The organism is Bacterioplanes sp. CLAM21 (genome assembly GCF_059641015.1).
On sequence record NZ_CM184929.1, the window covers coordinates 2,131,795 to 2,154,459 of the forward strand.

Genomic DNA, 22,665 nt, shown 5'->3' on the forward strand with positions numbered 1-22,665 from the left:
GAATACCCTTGAAGCAATAGGATCACTATGACCGTTCGCACCCGTGTCGCCCCTTCACCCACCGGCGACCCCCACGTAGGTACCGCATATATTGCCTTGTTTAACTTGGCCTTTGCCCGACAGCATGGCGGACAGTTTATTCTGCGAATAGAAGACACCGATCAGGCCCGCAGCACTGAGGATTCGGAAAAAACGATTCTTGATAGTTTGCGCTGGTTAGGTCTGGAGTGGGATGAAGGTCCGGATGTTGGTGGTCAGCATGGCCCTTATCGTCAAAGTGAACGTAAACAGCTTTATATTGAGCACGTTGAAAAGCTGCTGGCATCAGGGCACGCTTTTAAGTGCTATCGCACGCCTGAAGAGCTGGAAACATTACGTAGCCAGCGGCAGGAGCAAGGCCAGCATACGGCATTAAAACCGTCCGATCTTGAATTGGCGGCGGATGAGCAAGCGCGTCGTGAAGCCGAAGGCGCGCCTTTTGTGGTGCGTATGCGGGTGCCGGAAGAGGGTGTGTGTGTTGTTAATGATATGTTACGCGGCCCGATAGAACTCGACTGGGCGCAAGTCGATGCACAGATTCTATTAAAATCAGATGGCATGCCGACCTACCACTTGGCCAACGTGGTGGACGATCATTTGATGCAAATTACACACGTTATTCGCGGTGAGGAGTGGATCAGCTCAGCGCCGAAACATGCGTTGTTGTATCAGTATTTTGGTTGGGATATGCCGGTACTGTGCCATATGCCACTGCTACGCAATCCCGATAAAAGTAAGCTCAGTAAGCGTAAAAATCCAACGTCGATTTTGTTTTATGAGCGCATGGGTTTTATGCCTGAAGCCTTGCTGAACTATTTGGCGCGCATGGGTTGGTCGATGCCGGACGAATCTGAGAAATTTTCTCGCCAGCAAATGTTCGAGCATTTTGATATTTCGCGCGTGTCTCTCGGTGGTCCAGTATTTGACGTTGAAAAATTACGCTGGTTAAACAGCTTGTGGCTGCGCGAGCTGGATGCTGAGCAGTTTATTCAGCGGTTTGCTCAATGGGGTTTTGATCAGCAGCGTGTAGAGGCCTTGATTCCTCACTTGTTGCCTCGGGTAGAAGTGTTTTCGGATGTGGCGCCATTGGCTGGGCACTTTTTGTCCGGTATGCCGGCATTAACGGCGTCGGATTTTGAACACAAAGCCTTTGATGAAGAGCGTTTGCTGGAAACGCTGCAGTTTGGTTTATGGCAGCTAGAAAGCATTCGCCATTGGGATAAAGCTGAAATCGAGGCGCGTTTATTTGCGTTGGCAAAACTTCAGGAGTTGAAGGTCAGAGATTTCTTGTTCCCATTCTTTATGGCAATAGCAGGCACTGCTCAGACGATTTCCGTGCTTGATACCATGGCATTGCTCGGGCCAGATATTAGCCGTGCGCGTATTCGCCATGCCATTGACTTGCTCGGCGGTGTCGGCAAGAAGCGGCTGAAGAAGATGGAGCGTAGCTACCGTGATTTGGACGCCAAGATCAATCAGGAGCTGGCGATCGGATAGTCCATCAAAGCAGCTCTGGTGGGCTAAGTGATTGTTTTAGAGAATTTTTTTTAAAATAGTTGTTGACACCCACCAGGCCGCTACGTATTATACGCCCACGTTTTGAGACGGGGCCTTAGCTCAGCTGGGAGAGCGCAACACTGGCAGTGTTGAGGTCAGCGGTTCGATCCCGCTAGGCTCCACCAAAACCTTTTCTTAGTGTCCCCATCGTCTAGAGGCCTAGGACACCGCCCTTTCACGGCGGTAACAGGGGTTCGAATCCCCTTGGGGATGCCATCTTTTCCGAACTTGTGATCACGCGGTACAATACCCACACAAGCACTTTCGGAAAAGATCATGGCACACCTTCCTGAACCAATCAAAGAAAAAGCACGCGCAATTAAGCTGGTTGTATTTGACGTTGATGGCGTTCTTACTGATGGCACCCTTACTTATTCCGCCGATGGCGAACAAGTTAAACATTTTAATGTCAAAGACGGCGTCGGCATAAAGCTGTTGCGCGAATACGACATATTGCCAGCCATTATTTCAGCAAAATCATCCGCTCCTTTAACCAAGCGCGCTTCTGACTTGGGAATTTCTCATTTTTATCCTGGCTGTCATGATAAATGGCAGCAATTATCCCAGCTGTTGGATGAATTATGGTTATCGGCGGATCAGGTGTGTTACGTCGGTGATGACGTCATTGATTTAAAAGTGATGAAAAAAGTAGGTTTAAGCATCGCTCCAGCGGATGGTTATTGGCTGGTGCGCGAACATGCTGATTTAATTACCGATAGTTTAGGTGGGCGCGGAGTTGCACGAGAGGTGGCGGATGTCCTTCTCGGCAGTCGTATGCCATTGGCAGAAGCCTATATTAAAGCCATGTTGCCAGAATTTGAGCAGTCTTCTGAGGAATCTCGTTCGTGAAGTATTTGGTTACCGGTGCCGCAGGGTTTATTGGCGCCTTCACTGCGCAGTCTTTGTTAAAACAGGGTCATGAAGTTATTGGCGTTGATAATCTTAATGATTATTACGATGTTGGCCTTAAGCATGGCCGCTTACAATGGCTGCAGAAGGACGCTGGCTTTACCTTTTTGCCACTGGAATTGTCGGACCGTGAAGCCGTTGCAGCCCTCTTTTCCCAGCATAGATTTGATCGCGTTATTCACTTGGCCGCCCAGGCGGGGGTGCGTTACTCCATTACCAACCCCCAGGCGTATGTTGACAGTAACCTGGTTGGGTTTGTGAATATCCTCGAAGGTTGTCGGCAGCACGGGGTAGAGCATTTGGTGTTTGCTTCTTCCAGTTCTGTATACGGGTTGAATGATCAAATTCCATACAGCACTGGCGATAGAGTGGATCATCCTGTCTCTTTGTATGCCGCGACCAAGAAGTCGAATGAGCTGATGGCACATTCCTATGCCCATTTGTATGGTTTGCCGGTGACTGGTCTGCGCTTTTTTACTGTGTATGGTCCATGGGGGCGACCCGATATGGCCTATTTCAGTTTTACCCGCAAAATTTTGGCTGAAGAGCCCATTGACGTATTTAATCACGGCAAGATGCAGCGTGATTTCACCTATGTCGATGACATTGTTGAGGGCGTATGCCGTGTCGCGGATAAGATTCCTTCAGCGCAAGCAGATTGGACGGTTTCTGCAGGCGATGCCAGTCGCAGCAGTGCGCCGTATAAAATTTATAATATTGGCAATCATAACAGTGTAGAGCTTGGCACCTTTATCGACACCATTGAGCAAGTACTGGGTAAAAAAGCCGTTAAGAATTACATGGATATGCAGCCAGGTGATGTATTGGCGACTTACGCTGACGTCGATGATTTAATGGCCGATGTGGGATTTGCTCCAAATACCTCGCTGGCCCATGGTTTAGAGAAATTTGCTCGCTGGTATCGAGATTATTACAAGGTATGACTGTGACTGACTATAAAATTGTAATTCCAGCCCGCTATAGCTCTAGCCGACTTCCAGGGAAGCCCTTAATAGAACTGGCGGGCAAGCCGATGATACAGCATGTGTATGAGCGTGCAGCGGCCACCGGGGTCAAAGAAATTGTCGTTGCGACAGACGATGATCGCATTGCGGCGGTCGCCAAAGGCTTTGGTGCTGATGTGGTCATGACCCGGGAAGATCATGATAATGGCACAGAGCGTATTGCCGAAGTGGCACAGGTACGTGGTTGGCAGGCCGATGATGTGGTGGTGAATTTGCAAGGTGATGAACCTCTAGTGCCGCGCGATTTAATTGCAGCCACGGCGGCAGGCTTGCTGAATAATCCGCAAGCGGGCATGAGTTCCTTATGCACGACCATTACCACAGCCGAGGAAGTCTTTGATCCAAATGTCGTTAAGGTGGTGTTGGATCAGCATCAATTTGCCTTGTATTTTTCTCGTGCGCCAATTCCCTGGGATCGCGACGAATATGCAGCATCCAAGGCCGTTAGTGCAAAAATGCCGGTGTATCGTCATATCGGTATGTATGGTTATCGGGTTTCTTTTTTACAACAATATCAGTTGATGGAACCCTGCACTTTAGAGCAAACTGAATCGTTGGAGCAGTTACGCGCTCTTTGGTACGGTACTCGAATACACATGAGTGTTATTGAATCGGCGCCTGGGCACGGGGTGGATACACCGGCCGATGCTGAGCGGGTTGCTCGGATTCTGGCACAGGAGGAGTAGTATGAAGCTATGGTTAGCACAGCTCGATTTAACCGAACGTCTGGGATACGCCGGCGCCATTCCTTTTGCTTTAGCCTGTGCAGGAATACTGCTGGGCATTGAAGGCAGTGCCGATCTGTTTAAATTATATTCCGTTGTTATTCTGGCGTTTATGGCAGGTGCCTGTTGGGGGGCGCTGCAGTCTCAAGCAGACAGGCCCAGTTCAATCGATTTGCTGCTGGCCATAGGCACATCCCTGTGGGCGTTGATGGTGTACTTTATTCCGTTTGAAGTGGCGGTGCCGTTGTTGGTTATCGGTTATGGTTTGTTGCTGTGGCTGGATACGGATGCCAGTATTTCTGACAATTACAGTGAGCGCTATGCGCGTTTGCGTAAGCGTCTAACGGGCATCGTTATTGCCTTCCATGTGCTGGTGTATATTTGGATTTAATTAAATTCCCAGTCGCCGCCCTTCACGCAGCGACTGGCTGTTTTTCCAATTTTCTTCAAATTTCTCCCTGGCTTTTGCGGTGCTGGCGCGGTCACTAAAGCACGCGCTCACTTTTCCGTCTTGTAGTCTTACGTAGCCATGGGGTAAAAACAGTGCTTCGGCATTTTTTTCCAGTCCGCTGTATAGACGGCATTGGAAGCGACTGCTTAAACGTTGTTGTAATTGCATCAGCGGGTGTTCACCGATGGTGGGGTATTCCTCAGCAACCAACAGTCTGAGTTTGCATTGGCGGCTTTGGCGTAAAAATCGACTCAGCGCTTCTAGCCACTGACGGTCACGCCATAGGCTTAGGTCGAATGCAGCAATGCTCATCAATATCTCGCGTGATGCACCTAGGGTCGCCATTTGCAAGTAGCCTGCTGCGGATGCATCGTTTTCCGTTAAATACGGCGTCGCATCTTGGCCGAGAACATATTGCTCATTTGTGCTGTCTGAGCGTCCTAGGGTTTTGATAATGCGAATATGGCAAATGCCGGCTTCCCAAAAGAACTCGCCATCAGCGTGATAACCGTGTGCTCGATAAAAATCGTAGGCAATGACTTGTGCGCAGGCTTTTATTTGGCGCCAGTGCAGATGTTCGATGGCGTGTTTTTCAACGGCATGTAATAACCGTGAGCCCCAGCCCTGACCTCGATACTCCGGCAAGATGGCCAGTCGGCCAAAGGTTCCATTGCTTAACAAACGAGCGCAGCCAATTGGTCGGTGGCCATCGTAGGCGAGCATATGAGTCGCATGAATATCGTCGTCGTCCCATTCATCGCGTTCAGCAATGCCTTGCTCTTCAATAAACACGCGATGGCGAATATGTTGCAAGGTTTCTCGGTGTTGCTGCCAGCTGGCGACGACGATTTCCATCTTTATTCCTCAGGCTGCAGCCACTGTTGCTGGGTCAGATATGTCAGCAGTTGGCGGCCGGTTTCGCTATGGCACAATTGCTGTAATACTTTTGCAGTATAGCGTCGCTGTTCGCACAGGTGCTGAACCAGCTCTACATCAGAGGCTTGTACTTCAAGGCGCTCGCCCATAGCGAAGAATTGCAGCTGAGGCGCCTGGCTAAAGGCAAAGCGGACAAAACCGGGCCTGAACCAGTGCTCGGCTTCGCCAAGATGAGCCTCGGGCATTTCCTCCGGCACCAGTTCTGGGTATTTGGCTTGCGTCATTAGCTGGCCAAGGGCGGCTTGTAGTTGCTCTATGGGGGCTTGTTGTAGGGTGCGAAGTAGTCGTTTGGCGTCGTCGGCCGTGATCTCGGCGTCGCTGGCGTGTAGTTCCAAGTCATTGTCTTGGTAGCGCCAGTCATCGTCGTTGTGTTGGTCTAGCTGTTCGGCCAGGGCTTCGCTGAGCTCTTGTGCTGACGGTGCCCGAAAACCAATGGAATAAGTCATGCATTCGCCGCGGGCGATGCCGTAATGGGCCAGCTGTGGCGGTAGGTACAGCATATCGCCGGGGTTTAGCAGCCAGCTGTCGCTTTGTTCAAACTGTTCTAGTACCCGGATGGCGGGTCCCTGCAGGCAGGCTGAGCGGCTGTCACAATGCTGGCCGATACGCCATTCACGCTGGCCTTCGGCTTGCAGTAAAAACACATCGTACTGATCGTAGTGAGGGCCGACGCTGCCACCGTCGGCGGCGTAACTGATCATTAAGTCGTCCCGGCGCCAGCCTGGAATAAACCGAAACTGATCGAGTATGTCAGCGGCATCTGGCAGCCAGTGATCCACCGCCTGAATCAGTAAGGTCCAGTGGCTGTCCGGCAGCTGGCGATAATCGTCTTCGGTAAATGGACCACATTGAAGTTGCCAAGGGCCTTGCTGGCTGTGCTCGACAATGAGGCGACTTTCGACGTCGTCTTCCAACGACAAGCCGGCCAGCTCCTGGGCGTCCAATAATGGTTGAAAGTTTGGCCAGGCGTTGCGAATCAGCAGTGGTTTTTTTTGCCAGTAGTCGCGCAGAAAGGTTTCTACGCTGATATCACCAAGTACGTGCATGAGATTACTTCTGTAGCGGCATGAAAAAGGGCAACCGTAGCTGCCCTGTGGTATTAGATGGCTTTTGCCTGGGCGGCGGCGTTGCCTATGTAGCTAGCCGGCGTCATCGCATTGAGCTCTGCTTTGACGGCATCCGGCAGTTCTAAGCTGGCAATAAAATCGGCCATGGCGCTTTGAGTGATGGCTTTGCCACGGGTAAAGGCTTTGAGTTTCTCGTACGGCTGTTCGATGCCGTAACGGCGCATCACAGTTTGAATCGGCTCTGCCAGTACTTCCCAGGCGTTGTTGAGGTCTTCGCTGACGCGCTCGGCGTTGACTTGCAGCTTGCTGATGCCTTTCATGGTGGCTTGGTAAGCAATCAAGCTGTAGCCGGCGCCGACGCCCATATTGCGTAAGACGGTGGAGTCGGTCAGATCACGCTGCCAGCGCGAAACCGGCAGTTTGGCCGCTAGGTGATCAAACACGGCGTTGGCCAGACCAAGATTGCCTTCTGAGTTTTCAAAATCAATCGGGTTGACTTTATGTGGCATGGTTGACGAGCCCACTTCACCGGCAATGGTGCGTTGCTTGAAGTAACCCAGCGAAATGTAGGCCCAAATATCGCGGTCAAAGTCGATCACAATGGTATTAAAGCGGGCGATGGCATCAAACAGCTCGGCCATGTAGTCATGGGGCTCGATCTGAGTGGTGTAAGGGTTCCAGCTTAGGCCTAATGACTCAACAAACTGCTGGGCATTGGCTTGCCAGTCGATGTCTGGGTAGGCCGATAGGTGCGCATTGTAGTTACCAACGGCGCCATTGATTTTGCCCAACAAGGCAACGCTTTCGAACTGGCTAATTTGACGCTCCAGGCGTGCCACCACATTGGCCATTTCTTTGCCCAGCGTGGTTGGGGAGGCGGTTTGGCCGTGGGTGCGTGACAGCATCGGTAATTCTGCGTGTTCGTGAGCCAGAGCGCGAATGGCATTGGCAATATCACGCATGGCAGGTAGCAGCACCTGGTCACGACCCTGGCGCAGCATCAGTGCATGGGACAGATTGTTGATGTCTTCTGAGGTGCAGGCGAAGTGCACAAACTCATTGATGGCTTGCAGCTCAGGCAGATCGGCAAAGCACTCTTTGATAAAGTACTCAACAGCCTTGACGTCGTGATTGGTGGTCGCTTCGATGTCCTTAATACGCTGGGCATCAGCGACTGAAAAGTTAGCCACAATTGCATCGAGGGCGGCATTGGCGCTATCAGACAGGGCAGGTACTTCAGCAATTTGTGGATGTTGTGCCAGTTGCTGTAACCAGCGAACTTCGACTTCCACGCGCGCGCGGATCAGGCCAAATTCGGAGAAAGCGCTGCGCAGAGCGCTGGTTTTGCTGCCGTAGCGGCCATCAATGGGTGAAATTGCGGTTAACGCAGACAGTTCCAGATTCGCGGTGGACATAGCAGTTCCCGGCTGAGCGTGAATGAAAGGCGCGCAGTTTACCGGATTTTGTTGAACTTCGCAGCGCTGGCGACAGTATCGATAGCTGTTAGAATGGCGCCTTTGAGTTTCGCGGACGCTAGTTACTATGCTCGATTCACTGCTGAGCTATTCCAGTCATCCTGCCTGGCTGATGCTGATCATTGTGGTATCGACCTTTGCCATGGAGGATCTGGCCATTATTGGTGCGGGTCTTCTGGCGGCGAGTGGCAAGTTATCGGTAGAGCTGGCCTTTGCCGCCACCTGCTTTGGCATGTTCGTCGGCGATAGCGCGCATTATTTGTTTGGCCGCTTAGCGCTGGTGTGGCCTTGGCTGAACTGCCGTCTGCAGCATGATTTGATTCAACGCCACATAGAACCACTGCAGCATGCGCCCTGGCCGCAATTGGCGTTGATACGGTGCATGCCAGGTCTGCGCTCGTTTGGTTATATCGCATGCGGTTTGGCACGGGTGCCGGCGGGGACCTTTACCGTCGCGAATGTGGTATCGATTGCCGTTTGGGCAGCGGGCTTATTTACGACGGCCTATTGGCTGGGTAACCAGTATGCCGATCAGTTGAGCGAGTGGTTGTGGTGGTTGCTGCCGGTTGCCTTATTGCTATTTGTGATAGGCCAGCGCCGCTTGCGCCAGTCTATGGAGCAAGCGGCCTAGGGCCTGTTAACACTATTTAGCCCTTTGCTGCTGAAGTGAGGCATGAGGCGTGTGGTTTAGCGGAATAAGCAACGAATAACGCGACTCAAGGAAAAACGGACGCCAGCCCTTCGGGCCCTAGCGATTAGGCGCTGGCAATAGCACCTTTGTTCACCCCTTCGAACGCTTGTACTAGTACATGGGCTTGAGGGTGTTGCTGCTTAATCTGCTGCGCCAAGTGTTGAGCGATAAATTCCACCGTGGTGTCACTGTTCATCAAATAGCAGTGCTGGGCTGGCATACTCAGGCGAAACTCACCTTGTTGGGCTTGGTACGCATAATCGTGACGATCGCTATCGGAATGCACCAGATCTTCTTGGCTGCCCAAATAGATGTCTTGCCAGGTGTTTGCCCATTGTTGTTCTAGTTGAGGTTGGCGCTGGCCATTCAGTTGAATCAGGATACGAGAACGGTGGCCGTGGGCGATGCGTTGGCAATTGCCATCGTGTTTTTTCAGGCCATGGCTGTAATGGTAATAGGCACCGTCAATGACTTCGGCGTCAAAACGCAAAGCAAGTTGTTCAACATTGACCGGGAAGTGATCGCGCAGCTGCTGCCGACACCAGTTGGCGACGCTGTCACTGTCGATGCGATTGCTGTCGACCAGCGCCACTGCTTGGCGAGGGGCGGACATAGAAATCTGCCCTTTGCTACATTGCCACACCAGTTCGATATGATCGCCGTTCTCTCTTAGGGTGAGTTCTTTTGCCTGCACAGGGACCAGCAAGCGATGATCAACCTCGCTATCAAGCCAGTGGCGCAAGGTTTTTTTGACCGTACCAAAATCACAAATCATGCCTTGCTCGTCTAAAGCACCATCCAGTGTGGCGCTGGCCCACCAGGTTTCTCCGACCACGCCGCGCTGTGGGTCCAGGTAGCTAAAGTCGACATTGGTGAGTTGATCAACAAACAGTTGCATAGTGTTTCTCAATTGGCAGGATCTAAGGCGGCGCGCATGATAGCGAACTCGACGCTGCTATGCATCTGTCCTTGTATGGGGCGTCGGCGATTAAAATCCCTGTTATGATAGCGCCGCCAGTTGATCTTGTTGCTGCTGGCATGTGAATTTCAGCCTCCGATGTTGGTCTGAGGCCACTGACCCGAAGTATAGAGAGTGTGTAGATGGAGTACCGAAATAAGCTGGCCGTTAGTGGCGTTGCCCTAGCGCTGATGTTAAGTGGCTGCAGCGACAACGATTCCAGTGGTAGTCAGGTTGCCGCTTACCTGGAGGTAGGGCAGGAAGATTTTGATGAAGCTCTGGTTTGGTCGGTGAGCGTGGAAGAGTCAGGCTTGCCGGCTGTCGATGAGGAAGGGCGCCTTAGCAGTACCAAGTATGTAACGGACGAAAACGGATTGGCACGTGTTCGGGTGCCATCGTCAGAGGTACACCTCTTTCAGGTGATGGGCCAGGTGGCGCGAACTGAGAGTGATATTGAAGCGACGCTGCGTCGCTGCCAATGGGTAGCTGGTTGCTCAGGTACCGCTTTTGGTGACAATTTTGCTGTGACCACCGACCTTAAATGGCGCTCTGTGGTACGAGATCTGAGTTCAAAAGAACATATTAAGGTGACACCGCTCACTCATTTGGCGGCCGCCTTGGCGTTTGATCGACGCTATTTGTACGACGCGCAAAATGCCGATGGTTCCCTCGGACAATGGGTGGCCACAGGCTACTATAGTGATTATTCCGTCGAGCAATCTATTTCTCAGCTGTCGCGTATCTTTGGCATTATTAATATTCAGACCAGCACACCTGCCGATTTAACTCAGCCATCGCAATGGGATGGTACTGACAGTGTCGTGAACCAGGATCGATTGCGCTATGGGGCTATCGTTGCGGCCATGCAAGCGCTGCAATTGGATCAGCCTGAAAAGCTAGAGTCGTTGGCGCAACAGTTGGTGGAGAACAATGGTCAACTGCTGACCCGTGATAGTGAGCTGTCGCTGGCCTCGATTTATCAAGCAGCCATGGAGAACCTGGGTCAGCTGTCGGGACTTAAATCACGCGCATTACAGTATCGTGATGCTGTGGTGGCGCAGTTTCAGCAAGATATTACAGATTTACAGCAAGGCGCTGAGCTGACCCAAGTAACACCTGCCGCTGTCACAGAACTGCTTAGCTCTGGTGATCAGGATGATATAAATCTGGGTCTGGCGCGAACCAAGGCGTTTGTTAAAACGTTAAAAGACCTAGAGCAAAACTTTTTTGAAGATGGCTATCGTGTGCATTTAGATGCCTACGTCGATCGATTAAAAGCCTTGGGCGATGAGCATGCGGATAACCTTGATGTCATCGTGCAGTCTTTTATTCAAACCCAAGAGCTGTATGTGGATTGTCATGCCAATGCCAGTTTGTGTTCAGCTAGCGGTCGTGATTGGCCTTGGCTGCAGCAGGTGGATAGTTTTGAAAATGGTCAATTATCCCTGAACAATGGCGCAATCATTGTTGATCAGGTACCAGCGGATTTAAATCTCACGGATGAAGAAGATGAGCCCAAAGAATCAACAGCCATTGATGTATTAATCAAAGGTCAGTATCAGCAAGGTGATTTGCGCTTTGTGGTTGATCATGATTATGAAAAAGACGATGACAAAGAACCGATTGAATCGTCTTCCGGTGTGCGTCTGTATTATGCCAACGCCTCTGCTGGTGTTCAGCCGGGTCAGGAAGTTCTGGGTTATGAAATTCGCTGGTCGGACTTTGAACTGTACGATGTCACTGATTTGAAAACCGAGCTGGAACTGCAGCTTGATGGTTCGTATCGTTTATTCCTACGTGGAGTAAAGGATCCACAAAACCCGGATAGCGAACGTCGATTCAATATTGATACTGTGGTATTGAGAGGGCGTATTTCTGATGTGGTGAGTGACGATGATAGCGATGATGATGAGCTGTCAACGGTGGTGCTGTCGGCAACGGCGGACAATGCCATAGATTTTTACCCTACCAAGAAATTCTCGTCGTTTAACGGTTTCTTTACTCCGCAAACGGGCGAACAGTATGACAAGGGCAGTGTCGAATCTGATTTGGTGAGTTACCAGTTAGGGAATGAAACCCTCAATGGTCAGGACGTTGAATACATTGATTTCATTGTTAAGGGTGGAGATGCGCTGCGCTATCGCTTTTATCCCACCGTTGAGCGAGTCGATAATGACGATCGCGATAACGATGATGACCGTACAGAAACCTATCTGACCTTCGATATTGAATCCTGCGATTTAGTCCAGCAAAACGATGCTTGGGTGGTTGAGCGTTGTGATCCAAAAACACGTGCGTTGGATGAACGTGATAGTCAGGATGCCATTAACGACTTGTGGAAAGCCGGCGCATTTTCTCGTATTGAAGTGCCTGGACGAGGAACCTATTTTGTTGAGTGGCCGGTTGAGCAAGGTTCAGATCAATGTCTGTCGCTGGCGCCATTGGCTAACAGCGGTAGTTTTGATGGCACGTTATACGAGCCTATGGTATTGGGCTTAAGCTCTTTGCGTTTCACCTCAGAAATTTCACTCGAATACGGCATTAGTGGCGAGCCAAAAACATTATTGGACGCCAATATTGAGGCTCGTAATTTGGAGGAATATTCCGTTGCCGCCGCTTTGTCCCATGACTACAGCAGTATTTCAACGGGAGATGTTTATGTTGGCCGTGGTGGTTCCGTTGATCGTCTATTGGTGAGTTATATCACCGATCGTACTTTTGATATTCGCGGTAATATTGCCTTGTACCAGGACGGTGTTGACCTGACCTTGGCTGACGGCACTGTCGATCGAGTAGACAGCAGTCTGACGTTAAGTGGGGTTCAAGACCGTGGCTTGGAGCCAATGCCTTATCGTTATGTTGAAAACGATGAAGGCAGTTACGAGCGCTGTGTATTGGCTAATCAGGCAGAGTTTGAAACCACCACTAAATTGGAAGACATGCAGTTTAGTCTTAACTTCCGTGACACCGTCTACGGCCATGTTCGCAACGAGAACGGTGTCTGGGTAGTGCGCTATATCGACGGTAGCTTTGAAACTCTGATGTAAATCAGAACATCCAAATATGCACTGCTGCGCGGCAAAAAACGGCCAGCAGTGCGGCGATAACAGCGGGTTTGGCCACGGCCATCACCCGCTTGCCGGCCGATGCCAAAATAGCGACGCCGGCCACATCTAACGGGCATAACAACAGGCCCGCCAAACGGTTTAGTTGAGTCGAGTCCAATACTCCCGCCTGCATTTGCTCCATCGCCAGGCCCATCATGGCGGTGCCGCCGGCAATGTACTTGGTCACAATGAGCGCCAGGCTGTCCGCCGGATAGCCCAGCAGCGTAAATACTGGTGTGAATCCTTGCGACAGCCAGGCAATCACCCCGCTGTGGTCGACGATTTTTACCCCCACCAAGGCCACCACTAATAATGGCAATGCGCTCATGCTGATATCCCAGGCGTCTTTGCCGCCCTGGCGAATAATGTCGAGCAGATTATGGTGTTGTATGTCGTCTGGCTGTGGCTCGTCGTAGTCGAGCGGTGGGTGGGCGGATAAGTCGCGGCCAAACAGGTAATACGCCAGCATAGCGGCGAGTAAACCACCCGCAGCAGCCGTGACTAAGGTAAAGACAATATCGAGCCCCAGAGTGGCCATCGGAAACAGTACATTGGCCTGGCTCATGGCTAATACCATGGCTAAGGTAGCGGCAATATGACGATCGCTACTGCCGCCTCTGGCCATTAATGCCAGAGTCGCCATGGGCGCGGCAAAGCTCACCATGCCTACCTGCAAAAACGCAAACACACCCAACCCCGTCAGGCCAAATGGCAGCAGCAAGGGTGTCAGAGCCTGCACTAGTCGATGCAAGATACCTCGGGCTTCTAGCCAGCGCATCAGGCTCAGCATCAAAATCATAATGGGCAGCAAAATAAACAACGCCAATTCAACCGCCGAACGGCCAGCTTCCAGTATCAGTGCAGCAAGGGTATCCATAATCTGACCGCCAAAAGCGCAGCACTGTAACAGGAATCGTTGTGCCTAGCAGATGATGGCAGGCGATAAGCTGTGTTGCTGGTCGGGAATAATGATCTTTGTCGCTTAACGCATTCAGTTTTTGTTTGTTAGAGGTTGCCAGGCCAGTGCCGCTGGGCACTATCTATGAGGTGAATGGGCAGAATCACGTACGCGAATGGTTCATGATTTGGCCGGCATGTATACTCGCCAACTCTCGGAAAGTGCCTGCAGGGACCCCTTCGCAAGCACGATACACACAAGTGGGCATGGTTTGTTAACGAAACCATCTGAAGATTGAGGCTTAATCATGACAGCATATGTGCAACAGGGCGGTATTCAAATCGCTCAGGAGCTGTACGACTTCATCAACCAGCAGGCGATACCAGGAACCGGCATTGAAGCCGATGACTTCTGGGCCAAGTTTGATGCCATTGCCAATGAGCTGGCACCCAAAAACAAGGCACTGTTGGCGAAGCGTGATGAGCTGCAAGCCAAAATCGATGCTTATCATGTTGAGCGTCAAGGGCAGCCGCACGACGCTGAGCAATATAAAGCCTTTTTGCAGGATATTGGTTACCTATTGCCTGAGGCGGGTGAGTGCCACGCCAGCACGGCTCAGGTTGAACCAGAAATTGCCCAAATGGCCGGCCCTCAGTTAGTGGTGCCTGTGATGAATGCCCGCTTTGCTCTAAATGCAGCGAATGCGCGTTGGGGCTCTTTGTATGATGCGTTATACGGTACCAATGTAATCAGTGAAGAGGGCGGTGCAGAAAAGGGCAGCGGTTATAACCCGTTGCGCGGTAATAAAGTCATTGCTTTTGCCCGCGATTTTCTGAACCAAGCGGCGCCACTGGCCAGTGGCAGTCACGTCGACAGTGTGGCTTACCGTATTGTTGATGGTCATTTGCAAGTCAGTTTGCAAGACGGCAGCAATGTTGGTTTGAAAAATCCGCAGCAATTGCAAGGCTATCAAGGTGAAGCGTTGGCGCCTAATGCCATTTTGCTGCAACACCATGGCCTGCACTTTGAAATCCAGATTGATGCCAGCAGTGCTATTGGTGCAACCGATGCGGCGGGTGTCAAAGACGTGCTGATGGAGTCTGCACTGACCACCATTATGGATTGTGAAGATTCGGTTGCTGCTGTCGATGCCGCTGACAAAGTGGTGACTTATCGCAACTGGCTTGGCTTGATGAAAGGTGATTTGGCCGAAGAGGTCAGTAAAGGCGGCAATACCTTTACTCGTACCATGAACCCAGACCGTGAATACAGCGCGCTAGAAGGTGGCACTTTAACGTTGAAAGGCCGCTCCATGTTGTTTGTGCGCAACGTGGGTCATTTGATGACTAACCCAGCGATTCTGCTGGCCGATGGCAGCGAAGTCCCTGAAGGCATTATGGATGGCATGATGACCACCTTGATTGCCGTGCATGATTTAAAGGGCAATGCGCCGTTTCGTAATTCGACCACTGGCTCAGTCAATATTGTGAAGCCGAAAATGCACGGTCCGGAAGAAGTCGCCTTTGCGGATGAATTATTTGGCCGCATTGAAGACGCACTGGGGCTTCCGCGTTTTACTATTAAAATGGGCATCATGGACGAAGAGCGTCGTACTACGGTTAATTTGCCGCACTGTATTAAGGCTGCCAAAGATCGAGTGGTCTTTATTAATACCGGATTCCTCGATCGCACCGGTGATGAAATCCATACTTCCATGTTGGCTGGCCCTTTTGTTGCCAAAACGCAGATGAAGCAGCAAACCTGGATCAATGCGTACGAAGACTGGAACGTCGATGTGGGTTTACAGTGCGATTTATCGGGTCGTGCGCAGATTGGTAAAGGCATGTGGCCCATTCCCGATGAGATGGGCATGATGATGGAGCAGAAAATAGCTCATCCAAAAGCCGGTGCAAACACCGCTTGGGTGCCATCGCCAACGGCAGCTACGTTGCATGCGTTGCATTATCATCAAGTAGATGTGTTTGCCGTGCAGCAACAATTAAAACAACGCCAAATGGCATCCGTTGACGATATTCTCACCATTCCTGTCATGACACAGGAGCAGGTTGATGCCTTGTCGGCTGAGGTCATTCAAAAAGAAATCGACAACAATTGCCAAGGTATTCTGGGTTATGTTGTGCGCTGGGTCGATCAAGGCGTTGGCTGCTCTAAAGTGCCTGACATTAACAATGTCGGCCTGATGGAAGACCGAGCCACCTTGCGTATTTCATCTCAGCATTTGGCCAACTGGTTAGAGCATGGCATTTGCAGTCGTGAACAGGTTGAAGACAGCTTGAAGCGTATGGCAGCCATTGTTGATCAGCAAAATGCCGGTGACCCAAGTTACCTGAATATGGCGCCCGGGTTTGACGGGATTGCCTTTAAGGCGGCTTCTGATTTGATCTTTAAAGGCAAAGAGCAGCCAAGTGGTTACACCGAGCCACTGCTGCATGCGTATCGCTTAAAGTTTAAAGCGACACAGTGATAACAAACCCGGCGTAAGCCGGGTTTTTTGTCTTTATGGCTATGTAAATCCCAGGTAAGGCTTTAGTCTGAGCAACAATTGTTATTACAATCCCAGCCACCACTCACAATTAGAAGAATAATTATGTCCTCTCGTCTCGCCTCTTGTGCGCTGCTGATGGCCGCTCTGGTTGCCGGCTGCAGTGGTAATTCCTCATCATCCTCTGGCGGCAGTCAAAAAACGCCTGATAAGGTCAACGGCTATGCCGGGGCATCGAATATTTCTTCGGCCCAAGTCTTTGCTGTGCCACTGAATAATCAAGGGCAGCCCAGTGAAGAGCAAGATGAAACGGGTGAGACAGTTTTTGAGGGTTATAAAGCCAGTACCGCGGCTACCGCCTATTTTGATGTGTCAACGGCGGCGGAAAAAAGCGGTCAGCCATTTATCTTTATTTTACGCAGCGACAGCAATACCACTCAGCGCTGTGAAATCGTCAGCGGCTGTGGCCAGGTGCCTTATTTAGGTGCGCTGAGCTACGATGAGGCGCAGCCATTAGAGCTGCGTGCTGGCGTTGGCAGTATTGCCAATGATATGCGCATTCATGTGAACTGGCTGACTCATCTTGCCAGTGCGGTGGCGTATACCCATTACATCGATGATCAATCAGCCGATTTGAATCAGCCGAGCACACCGACCGCCGGTGTGTACAGCGCTTATCGCATCGAATTTGGCAACTTGTGGGTGTCGCGCTTACTCGATGTGGGCGATGTGATCGCGGTTCAGCCGTTGTCGCCATCGCAGTTGTCGCAAGCTACGCAAATGAACAGTGCGGGTTTAACCCAATCCATCGCCCAGGGAGCCTTGGTGGCCGCCGCACAGCACTTGGCTGCGCAGCAGCAGTTGAGTGTGCCGCAGTGGTTAAATCAGCTGATCGATCAAATGTTAAACGATGGCGGTCAGCTACCGGAAAAAAGCGATGATGCTCGCATCAGTCGGTTTGATATCTATCAGGCTGCCTATCAGTTGTTGGCTGACAATATTGATTATCAAAGGTCGCTGCAATCGCAGCTGCCGTCTGAGGTTGACGATGCGTTGCAGTGGTTAGCGCAAAAACGCGATGCCCAGCAATCGGCGCAATTAACGCAAGTGTCAGTGAGTTCCGCAGACGTCGGTTTGTGGCTAGATTCGTTGGCCAATGCAAAAGTGTTTATTCGTGATTTAAATGATCGCATCGTTAATTTTGCCGGTGATGCCGACAATACCTGCGGTCGCGACGGTGTTGGTGTGGATTGTCTGCCTAGTTTTGTCGATCCGCAGTATGCTGATCGGGTGCGTGGTTATTACGGTCGCCTTGATGAGGTGTATCAGGGCTTAGGGCCTGCCTTTGCCAGTGCGCGTGAGCAGCTACTGGCGATGTCGCAAGATTATATCGCCTGCTTAAATGGCCAGTGCCCGGCTTCTGTACAAGCTCAGTACGATGCCCAAACACAGCAGTTGCGTGTGCAAGATAATGGCCATGATCTCACTCTTAGTTTTGCCCCAGCACTGCTCGATGCGGCTGGCGAAGATGATGGCCAGTATTACGCCTTTGATGTGTTTATCCAGGGGCAGCTGCAAGTCGATGGTCAGTTGCTGCGGTTTAATGAAGTGGCCAGCACGACGGACTCAGGTGATCCGGTGCAGGAAAAAAACCGCTTGCGTATCGTTTTTGATGACGCAACCCCGGGGCGTCCGTTGCCTGCTTATCCCAGCTTGGATGGCGATGTGTGCACGCAAATACTGTGTGAGGATGCCTTGGGCTACAGCTTTGATTGGCCGGAGGTGCGTATCGGTTATGAAGAGCAACAGCTGCGGCTGGTTTTCGAAGCGTCCTTGATCGGCGTAAAAGATCCGCTGAAACCTGAGCTGCGTTATCACTACAACGTCACCACCCTGTCGCTTGGTTTACTGGTGCAGGGGCCGGTAAAAGGTGTCGTGGACGAAGAAGGTCAGGAGGTCGAGCTGCGCGATCAGGTCGAGTTGACCTTAAGCGCAAAAGCCAGCAGCGCACCCGATTATTATTCGGACTCCGTATGGCCAGAATTGGATGACTTTTTTGTTGTCAGGCCTGTAGCCGATGTGCCAGAGGTGCAGCCCGATTTATTCCGTTTGCGCATCGCGCCCGACACTGCCGAAATTGATGGCCAGCAAGTGCCGCTGCAATATCTGCATATTTACACCGAAGGAATCGGTGCCAATCGTTTTGAGCTGTTTGATTTGGATGGCACACGCTATTTGCGAAAATGTGTATTAGGGGCCAACGATGAAGTGCAATCTTGCCCTGAACGCACCGAGGTGGATGCTGAGGTGAGTTTTCAATCCATTATTGATGACGGTCAGTTATCCAGTTTCTTTATGCCATCGCGCGGGGTTTACCAGATTGAATACGACCAGAGCCAGCACGGAGCGTTGGACAATGGTTTTGATCAACAGCTCGATGGACGTTTGGTGGCGGCCGTTAGCCAGGGAATTGATTCATTATCAGCATTGCTGGCCCATGAGCTAATCGATGGAGCGGGCAGCAGCGCCAGTCGTGCGCCGTTAGCGATTGCCAAACTAACGCTCACTCGCAAGCAGGCCGATGTGTGGGAAGCGGCGTTGGCGGCGGGCTATGACTATGACTATTTGGCCAGCGAGTTGCCCACCGGCGAGCGGGCACAAAGCTTTTATCTGTCCTATTTAACCCGTTTATCCGGTGCCACCAGTCAGGACGGCGATGATATTACGGTAGCGACGGAGCTAGGTGCGTTGCTGGTATTTCGTGGTGGCGTCACCTTGCTGGGCAATGAGGCAGGTGAAAGCATTGGAACCACCATCGCCAGTCGGGTCGAATACGTGCGTGATGAGCAAGCGGATGAGGCAGAAGGTGCTTGTGGCATGTTGAAGCGCCAGATAAATATCGCGACGGACTGTGAAGCGGTGGCTTATATCAGCTATCGCAATGTGCTGGTGGGTGTGATTCGTGAAGAACAAGCCGGGGTTTATGTGGCTCGTTTTGCCGACGGCGATTTTATTGTATTGGGCGGTTAATGAAAAAATTGTGTGCACTGCTGGCCTGTATGGTTGGCTCCGATGTTTGCGCTGAACGCATCTATGTTGAGGCCGATATGCTGGCTAGCAGCGCTCCTGTGCCTTTGCACTCGATGCAATACGGCTGGAGCAGTGCTTTTCAAGGTGGTGATCATGCCTATGCTGATTTGCGCCGTGAAATCGGTGTGGCCGGAAAAAACTGGCAGTTCGGTTGGTTGCAGCGACGTTATTATGCGCTGCGCTTTAACTCTGCCACCGCGCGCTTCTATCGTGACCTGGAACAAGGCTACGATCATCAGGGCCAAGGCAAGTTACAGCTGGAAGGTGAGCACTTTATTGCCGAAGGCTTAAAGCTGGCTTGGTCAGGCGAGCAAGCAGATTGGCACTGGCGAGCGGCTGTTAGTGGTTATTGGGTTAATCATTACCAATTTGGCAGTCTCAATGGCAACATCAAGGACGGCAAGGCATCCGCTACGCTGGATTATCAATTTGATGACGACAAGATTCTTGATTACCGCGCTGATGTACCTGCTGGCAAAGGGGTGAGCTTGGATCTGCAACTCAGCCGTCACTGGAACGATTGGCGTATCGAAATGACGGCCAATGATGTGTTGAATCGTTGGTGGCTCACTGACGCAGCCTTCACTGAGGGCTGTATTAACTTTGGCGATACCGGTACCCAGGCGTGCAGTAGTAGCGGTGTGGCATCCGGTCGTTCAGGGCAAAAAAGCATTGAGCGTCGTATTCACAGTCGTTACCAAGCAGCGGTGGCTTTTATTCCCTGGCACCTCACCTTAACGGCGTTAAGTCACGATCGTTATCAGCAGTTTGGCATTCAACGTGATTGGCCACTGGCGCTGGGCAGCGTGCAAACAGCGCTGTACAGCGATCGCCAGTTAAAGCTGGCCTGGTCGGGGCAGTGGAGCGAACAGCAGTGGGGCATCAGTGTCACCGCCGATGATATCCGCCCGCACTATGCTCGCCAGGCTCGCTTTCAATTTAACTGGTCTTATGCCTGGTGAGCGTTCAATACCCAGCGGTTAAACTCAATCTTGCTGAATAAATCCGGTATGATGCGGCTTGGTTTTTCGCCCGTCGGTCTGGCATGTATTTACAGCATTTTGGTTTAACTCGATTCCCTTTTACGATCGCCCCAGACCCGGCGTTTCTGTATCCGTCGCCGGCGCACGAGGAAGCGCTGGCGCATCTGCAGTACAGTTTGACGGGCCACGGCGGCTTGATCTGTCTGACTGGTGAAGTCGGTACTGGCAAAACGACCCTGTGTCGGGCGTTTTTAAGCCAAGCCCCTGCCCATGTGCGCACTGCCTATCTATTTAATCCACATCTGTCAGCGCTGGAACTGTTGCAAGCCTTATGTGACGAGCTGGGCATTCCCTATCAATCTGACGACAGTCATAAGCGGCTATACGACGCCATTAATCAGCAGTTGTTGTATTGGTATGCTCAGGGGGAGCGGGTCATCGTTGTGATCGATGAAGCTCAAGCGATGCCACCACCGCTGTTAGAACAGATACGCTTGCTGACCAACTTAGAAACAGATCAGGCCAAGTTACTGACCCTGATTTTGGTGGGCCAGCCCGAGCTGCGCACCATGCTGCAGCAACACAATCTGCGCCAGCTCAATCAGCGCATTACTGCGCGTTATCATTTACCCAGTTTAAAAGCGCATCAGGCGCTGGCGTATCTTGATCATCGCATGCAGGCCGCGGGAGGGCAGCCGGGGTGTTTTAGTCGTCGTGCGGCAAGAGCGTTATGGCGTGCCAGTAACGGCGTGCCTCGATTGCTGAATGCGCTGGCCGATCGGGCGTTATTAGGGGCTTATGCCCACTCTAAGTCTAACGTCGGCATGGCTCAGGTACGTGGCGCCAAAAGCGAAATATTATCCCTTGCCCGGCGTTCGCCAACGCCTTGGATGGTGGCTCTGGTTTGCCTTGTTGGGCTGTTGCTATTGGTGTGGGCCAATATGCCCTGGCGCCTGCCTGAAGCGCACTCTGTGGATGTGGTTGACGTCGAGCCGGAGACACCTGCTGCAATAACGGACCCGGTCGTGCGATTGAGCCATGCGCAATCACTGCCATTACAGCAGTGTCATGAGTTGCCCGCCATAGGCTGGCAATGTTTGTGGGTCGATTGGCCTCTATCCGAGCTGCGTCTACTGTCTTCAGCATTGCTGGTGCGGGGTGTCGACGGCGGCTGGCACAGCATTGAAGACTTAGGACAAACCCCTTACGGCGGACAGGCGTTGATTTTATGGCAGCCACCTAAAGGCTATGACGGCTTACTGCGCCCCGGGCAACGAGGTGAGCTGGTGCCTTGGTTGCGGCGTCAATTTGGCATGACTTGGGGGGAGCAGTGGCAAACCATCTCGCCGCAAGGACAAAATACAGCCTTGCCCGAGTTGTTATACGATCCGCTGCTGGCCAATCGTGTGGCACAGTTTCAGGCCAGTCGCGGACTCAATGCCGATCGCATTGTGGGTCCGCGTACCTTGCTGGCGCTGCAGGGGATGGAGCCCTAATGTCATATATTCTTGAAGCGCTAAAAAAATCTCAGCAACAGCATGAACAACAACTGACGCCAGCTGCTGCGGTCATCGCTGCTACACCGCCAGCCTCGCGGCGCTGGCCTAACTGGCTGTTGCTGTTGTTATCACTGGTATTGCTGCTGGCGCTGGTGTTGCTTGGGCATAGCTCTGGGCAAGTGGCATTTAAAACAACTGAGTCTGTGCCGGCAACGATGGCCACAGGGAATGACTTAAAGGCGTCTAACGTGTCATCTGCCGCGCCTGAGGACATGCTAGAAAGCTCAGTGAGTAGCGAAACGCCCACGCTCGTAACGTCTGTAACGCCACCTGAGGCAGCCACGACGGTTACGACTGCAACCCTGGCCAGCAGGCCGGTTGTTACGGTCAGTCTAGAAAGTGCCAATCTAAAAAGCGCTAAGGTAGCCAATGCTATACCAACCAGCACACAGGCTGATGGCGAAACAGAGAGCGCAGGCACAGCAGCTCATCAGCCAAGGGTGCAAACTCGCACGTTGCCGCCGCTGTCTTCGTTGCGCAAAGTGCCCGATTTAATTATCACAGGTCACATCTATTCCAGCATTGCCAGTCAGCGGCAGGTGACCATGAACGGTCGTTTGTGGTCCGAGGGCGATCCCATTGCAGAGGGCGTGCGTTTACAGCACATCACTCGAGATGGCATTGAACTTGAGGTCGATGGCTGGCCATTAACTCTCCATCGTAATCGCGGCTGGCAAAGTCTGACGGATTAA

The 22,665-nt window shown here is 51.8% G+C and carries 17 protein-coding genes and 2 tRNA genes; 14 read left to right on the forward strand and 5 right to left on the reverse strand.

The window, feature by feature from the left end; all coding sequences use genetic code 11:
- Positions 1-27: 27 nt before the first annotated feature.
- From gltX to AC55FS_RS09885, 7 genes are all read left to right on the forward strand, one after another.
- On the forward strand, positions 28-1,536 hold the full coding sequence (gene gltX, locus AC55FS_RS09855; RefSeq protein WP_496935916.1) for a glutamate--tRNA ligase: 1,509 nt from the start codon (positions 28-30) through the stop codon (positions 1,534-1,536).
- Between the two features lie 109 nt (positions 1,537-1,645).
- Positions 1,646-1,721, forward strand: a tRNA-Ala gene (locus AC55FS_RS09860).
- A 15-nt stretch (positions 1,722-1,736) separates the two neighbouring features.
- Positions 1,737-1,812, forward strand: a tRNA-Glu gene (locus AC55FS_RS09865).
- A gap of 60 nt (positions 1,813-1,872) precedes the next feature.
- Positions 1,873-2,445 carry a KdsC family phosphatase gene (locus AC55FS_RS09870; protein ID WP_496935917.1) on the forward strand — a complete coding sequence of 191 codons (573 nt, stop codon included), beginning with the start codon at positions 1,873-1,875 and terminating at the stop codon, positions 2,443-2,445.
- On the forward strand, positions 2,442-3,449 hold the full coding sequence (locus tag AC55FS_RS09875) for an NAD-dependent epimerase (protein ID WP_496935918.1): 1,008 nt from the start codon (positions 2,442-2,444) through the stop codon (positions 3,447-3,449). Before AC55FS_RS09870 ends, AC55FS_RS09875 begins: the two co-directional genes overlap by 4 nt.
- On the forward strand, positions 3,446-4,216 hold the full coding sequence (gene kdsB, locus AC55FS_RS09880; RefSeq protein ID WP_496935920.1) for a 3-deoxy-manno-octulosonate cytidylyltransferase: 771 nt from the start codon (positions 3,446-3,448) through the stop codon (positions 4,214-4,216). Before AC55FS_RS09875 ends, kdsB begins: the two co-directional genes overlap by 4 nt.
- 1 nt (position 4,217) lies before the next feature.
- Complete coding sequence (locus AC55FS_RS09885) at positions 4,218-4,646, forward strand: DUF3429 domain-containing protein (RefSeq protein ID WP_496935921.1); 429 nt, start codon at positions 4,218-4,220, stop codon at positions 4,644-4,646.
- Here AC55FS_RS09885 and AC55FS_RS09890 read toward each other — a convergent pair whose 3' ends face one another.
- The 3 genes from AC55FS_RS09890 to purB are packed head-to-tail and all read right to left on the reverse strand — an operon-like array spanning position 4,647 to position 8,109.
- Complete coding sequence (locus AC55FS_RS09890; protein ID WP_496935922.1) at positions 4,647-5,561, reverse strand: GNAT family N-acetyltransferase; 915 nt, start codon at positions 5,559-5,561, stop codon at positions 4,647-4,649.
- A 2-nt stretch (positions 5,562-5,563) separates the two neighbouring features.
- Positions 5,564-6,688, reverse strand: coding sequence for a JmjC domain-containing protein (locus tag AC55FS_RS09895; RefSeq protein ID WP_496935923.1), 1,125 nt, complete (start codon positions 6,686-6,688; stop codon positions 5,564-5,566).
- Between the two features lie 53 nt (positions 6,689-6,741).
- Complete coding sequence (purB, locus tag AC55FS_RS09900; protein WP_496935963.1) at positions 6,742-8,109, reverse strand: adenylosuccinate lyase; 1,368 nt, start codon at positions 8,107-8,109, stop codon at positions 6,742-6,744.
- A gap of 142 nt (positions 8,110-8,251) precedes the next feature.
- Here purB and AC55FS_RS09905 point away from each other — a divergent pair, with 142 nt between their 5' ends.
- A complete protein-coding gene (locus AC55FS_RS09905) occupies positions 8,252-8,815 on the forward strand; it encodes a DedA family protein (RefSeq protein WP_496935924.1) in 564 nt (187 codons plus the stop codon).
- 124 nt (positions 8,816-8,939) lie between these two features.
- Here the strand turns inward: AC55FS_RS09905 and AC55FS_RS09910 are convergent, their stop codons facing one another.
- Complete coding sequence (locus AC55FS_RS09910; protein ID WP_496935925.1) at positions 8,940-9,773, reverse strand: 6-carboxytetrahydropterin synthase; 834 nt, start codon at positions 9,771-9,773, stop codon at positions 8,940-8,942.
- 203 nt (positions 9,774-9,976) lie between these two features.
- Here AC55FS_RS09910 and AC55FS_RS09915 point away from each other — a divergent pair, with 203 nt between their 5' ends.
- Positions 9,977-12,880: a hypothetical protein gene (locus AC55FS_RS09915; RefSeq protein WP_496935926.1), complete on the forward strand. Its 2,904-nt coding sequence runs from the start codon at positions 9,977-9,979 to the stop codon at positions 12,878-12,880.
- A 1-nt stretch (position 12,881) separates the two neighbouring features.
- Here the strand turns inward: AC55FS_RS09915 and AC55FS_RS09920 are convergent, their stop codons facing one another.
- A complete protein-coding gene (locus AC55FS_RS09920; RefSeq protein WP_496932087.1) occupies positions 12,882-13,817 on the reverse strand; it encodes a nucleoside recognition family protein in 936 nt (311 codons plus the stop codon).
- A 328-nt stretch (positions 13,818-14,145) separates the two neighbouring features.
- Here AC55FS_RS09920 and AC55FS_RS09925 point away from each other — a divergent pair, with 328 nt between their 5' ends.
- The 5 genes from AC55FS_RS09925 to AC55FS_RS09945 all read left to right on the forward strand — a co-directional run bounded on the left by AC55FS_RS09925 (position 14,146) and on the right by AC55FS_RS09945 (position 22,665).
- Entirely contained in the window at positions 14,146-16,323 is a 2,178-nt protein-coding gene (locus AC55FS_RS09925) for a malate synthase G (RefSeq protein WP_496932088.1), read from the forward strand.
- Between the two features lie 123 nt (positions 16,324-16,446).
- Positions 16,447-19,371, forward strand: coding sequence for a hypothetical protein (locus AC55FS_RS09930; protein WP_496932089.1), 2,925 nt, complete (start codon positions 16,447-16,449; stop codon positions 19,369-19,371).
- On the forward strand, positions 19,371-20,393 hold the full coding sequence (locus AC55FS_RS09935; protein ID WP_496932090.1) for a hypothetical protein: 1,023 nt from the start codon (positions 19,371-19,373) through the stop codon (positions 20,391-20,393). The genes AC55FS_RS09930 and AC55FS_RS09935 overlap by 1 nt, the downstream gene beginning before the upstream one ends.
- A gap of 83 nt (positions 20,394-20,476) precedes the next feature.
- Positions 20,477-21,910: an ExeA family protein gene (locus AC55FS_RS09940; RefSeq protein WP_496932091.1), complete on the forward strand. Its 1,434-nt coding sequence runs from the start codon at positions 20,477-20,479 to the stop codon at positions 21,908-21,910.
- A complete protein-coding gene (locus AC55FS_RS09945; protein WP_496932092.1) occupies positions 21,910-22,665 on the forward strand; it encodes a general secretion pathway protein GspB in 756 nt (251 codons plus the stop codon). Before AC55FS_RS09940 ends, AC55FS_RS09945 begins: the two co-directional genes overlap by 1 nt.

Bases quoted from the DNA above. Each gene is read 5' to 3' on its own strand.
- AC55FS_RS09885 (WP_496935921.1), top strand. From the start codon at position 4,218: ATGAAGCTATGGTTAGCACAGCTCGATTTAACCGAACGTCTGGGATAC.
- AC55FS_RS09930 (WP_496932089.1), top strand. From the start codon at position 16,447: ATGTCCTCTCGTCTCGCCTCTTGTGCGCTGCTGATGGCCGCTCTGGTT.
- AC55FS_RS09870 (WP_496935917.1), top strand. From the start codon at position 1,873: ATGGCACACCTTCCTGAACCAATCAAAGAAAAAGCACGCGCAATTAAG.
- gltX (WP_496935916.1), top strand. From the start codon at position 28: ATGACCGTTCGCACCCGTGTCGCCCCTTCACCCACCGGCGACCCCCAC.
- kdsB (WP_496935920.1), top strand. From the start codon at position 3,446: ATGACTGTGACTGACTATAAAATTGTAATTCCAGCCCGCTATAGCTCT.
- AC55FS_RS09910 (WP_496935925.1), bottom strand. From the start codon at position 9,773: ATGCAACTGTTTGTTGATCAACTCACCAATGTCGACTTTAGCTACCTG.
- AC55FS_RS09940 (WP_496932091.1), top strand. From the start codon at position 20,477: ATGTATTTACAGCATTTTGGTTTAACTCGATTCCCTTTTACGATCGCC.
- AC55FS_RS09920 (WP_496932087.1), bottom strand. From the start codon at position 13,817: ATGGATACCCTTGCTGCACTGATACTGGAAGCTGGCCGTTCGGCGGTT.
- AC55FS_RS09895 (WP_496935923.1), bottom strand. From the start codon at position 6,688: ATGCACGTACTTGGTGATATCAGCGTAGAAACCTTTCTGCGCGACTAC.
- AC55FS_RS09945 (WP_496932092.1), top strand. From the start codon at position 21,910: ATGTCATATATTCTTGAAGCGCTAAAAAAATCTCAGCAACAGCATGAA.
- AC55FS_RS09935 (WP_496932090.1), top strand. From the start codon at position 19,371: ATGAAAAAATTGTGTGCACTGCTGGCCTGTATGGTTGGCTCCGATGTT.
- AC55FS_RS09890 (WP_496935922.1), bottom strand. From the start codon at position 5,561: ATGGAAATCGTCGTCGCCAGCTGGCAGCAACACCGAGAAACCTTGCAA.
- AC55FS_RS09925 (WP_496932088.1), top strand. From the start codon at position 14,146: ATGACAGCATATGTGCAACAGGGCGGTATTCAAATCGCTCAGGAGCTG.
- AC55FS_RS09915 (WP_496935926.1), top strand. From the start codon at position 9,977: ATGGAGTACCGAAATAAGCTGGCCGTTAGTGGCGTTGCCCTAGCGCTG.
- AC55FS_RS09905 (WP_496935924.1), top strand. From the start codon at position 8,252: ATGCTCGATTCACTGCTGAGCTATTCCAGTCATCCTGCCTGGCTGATG.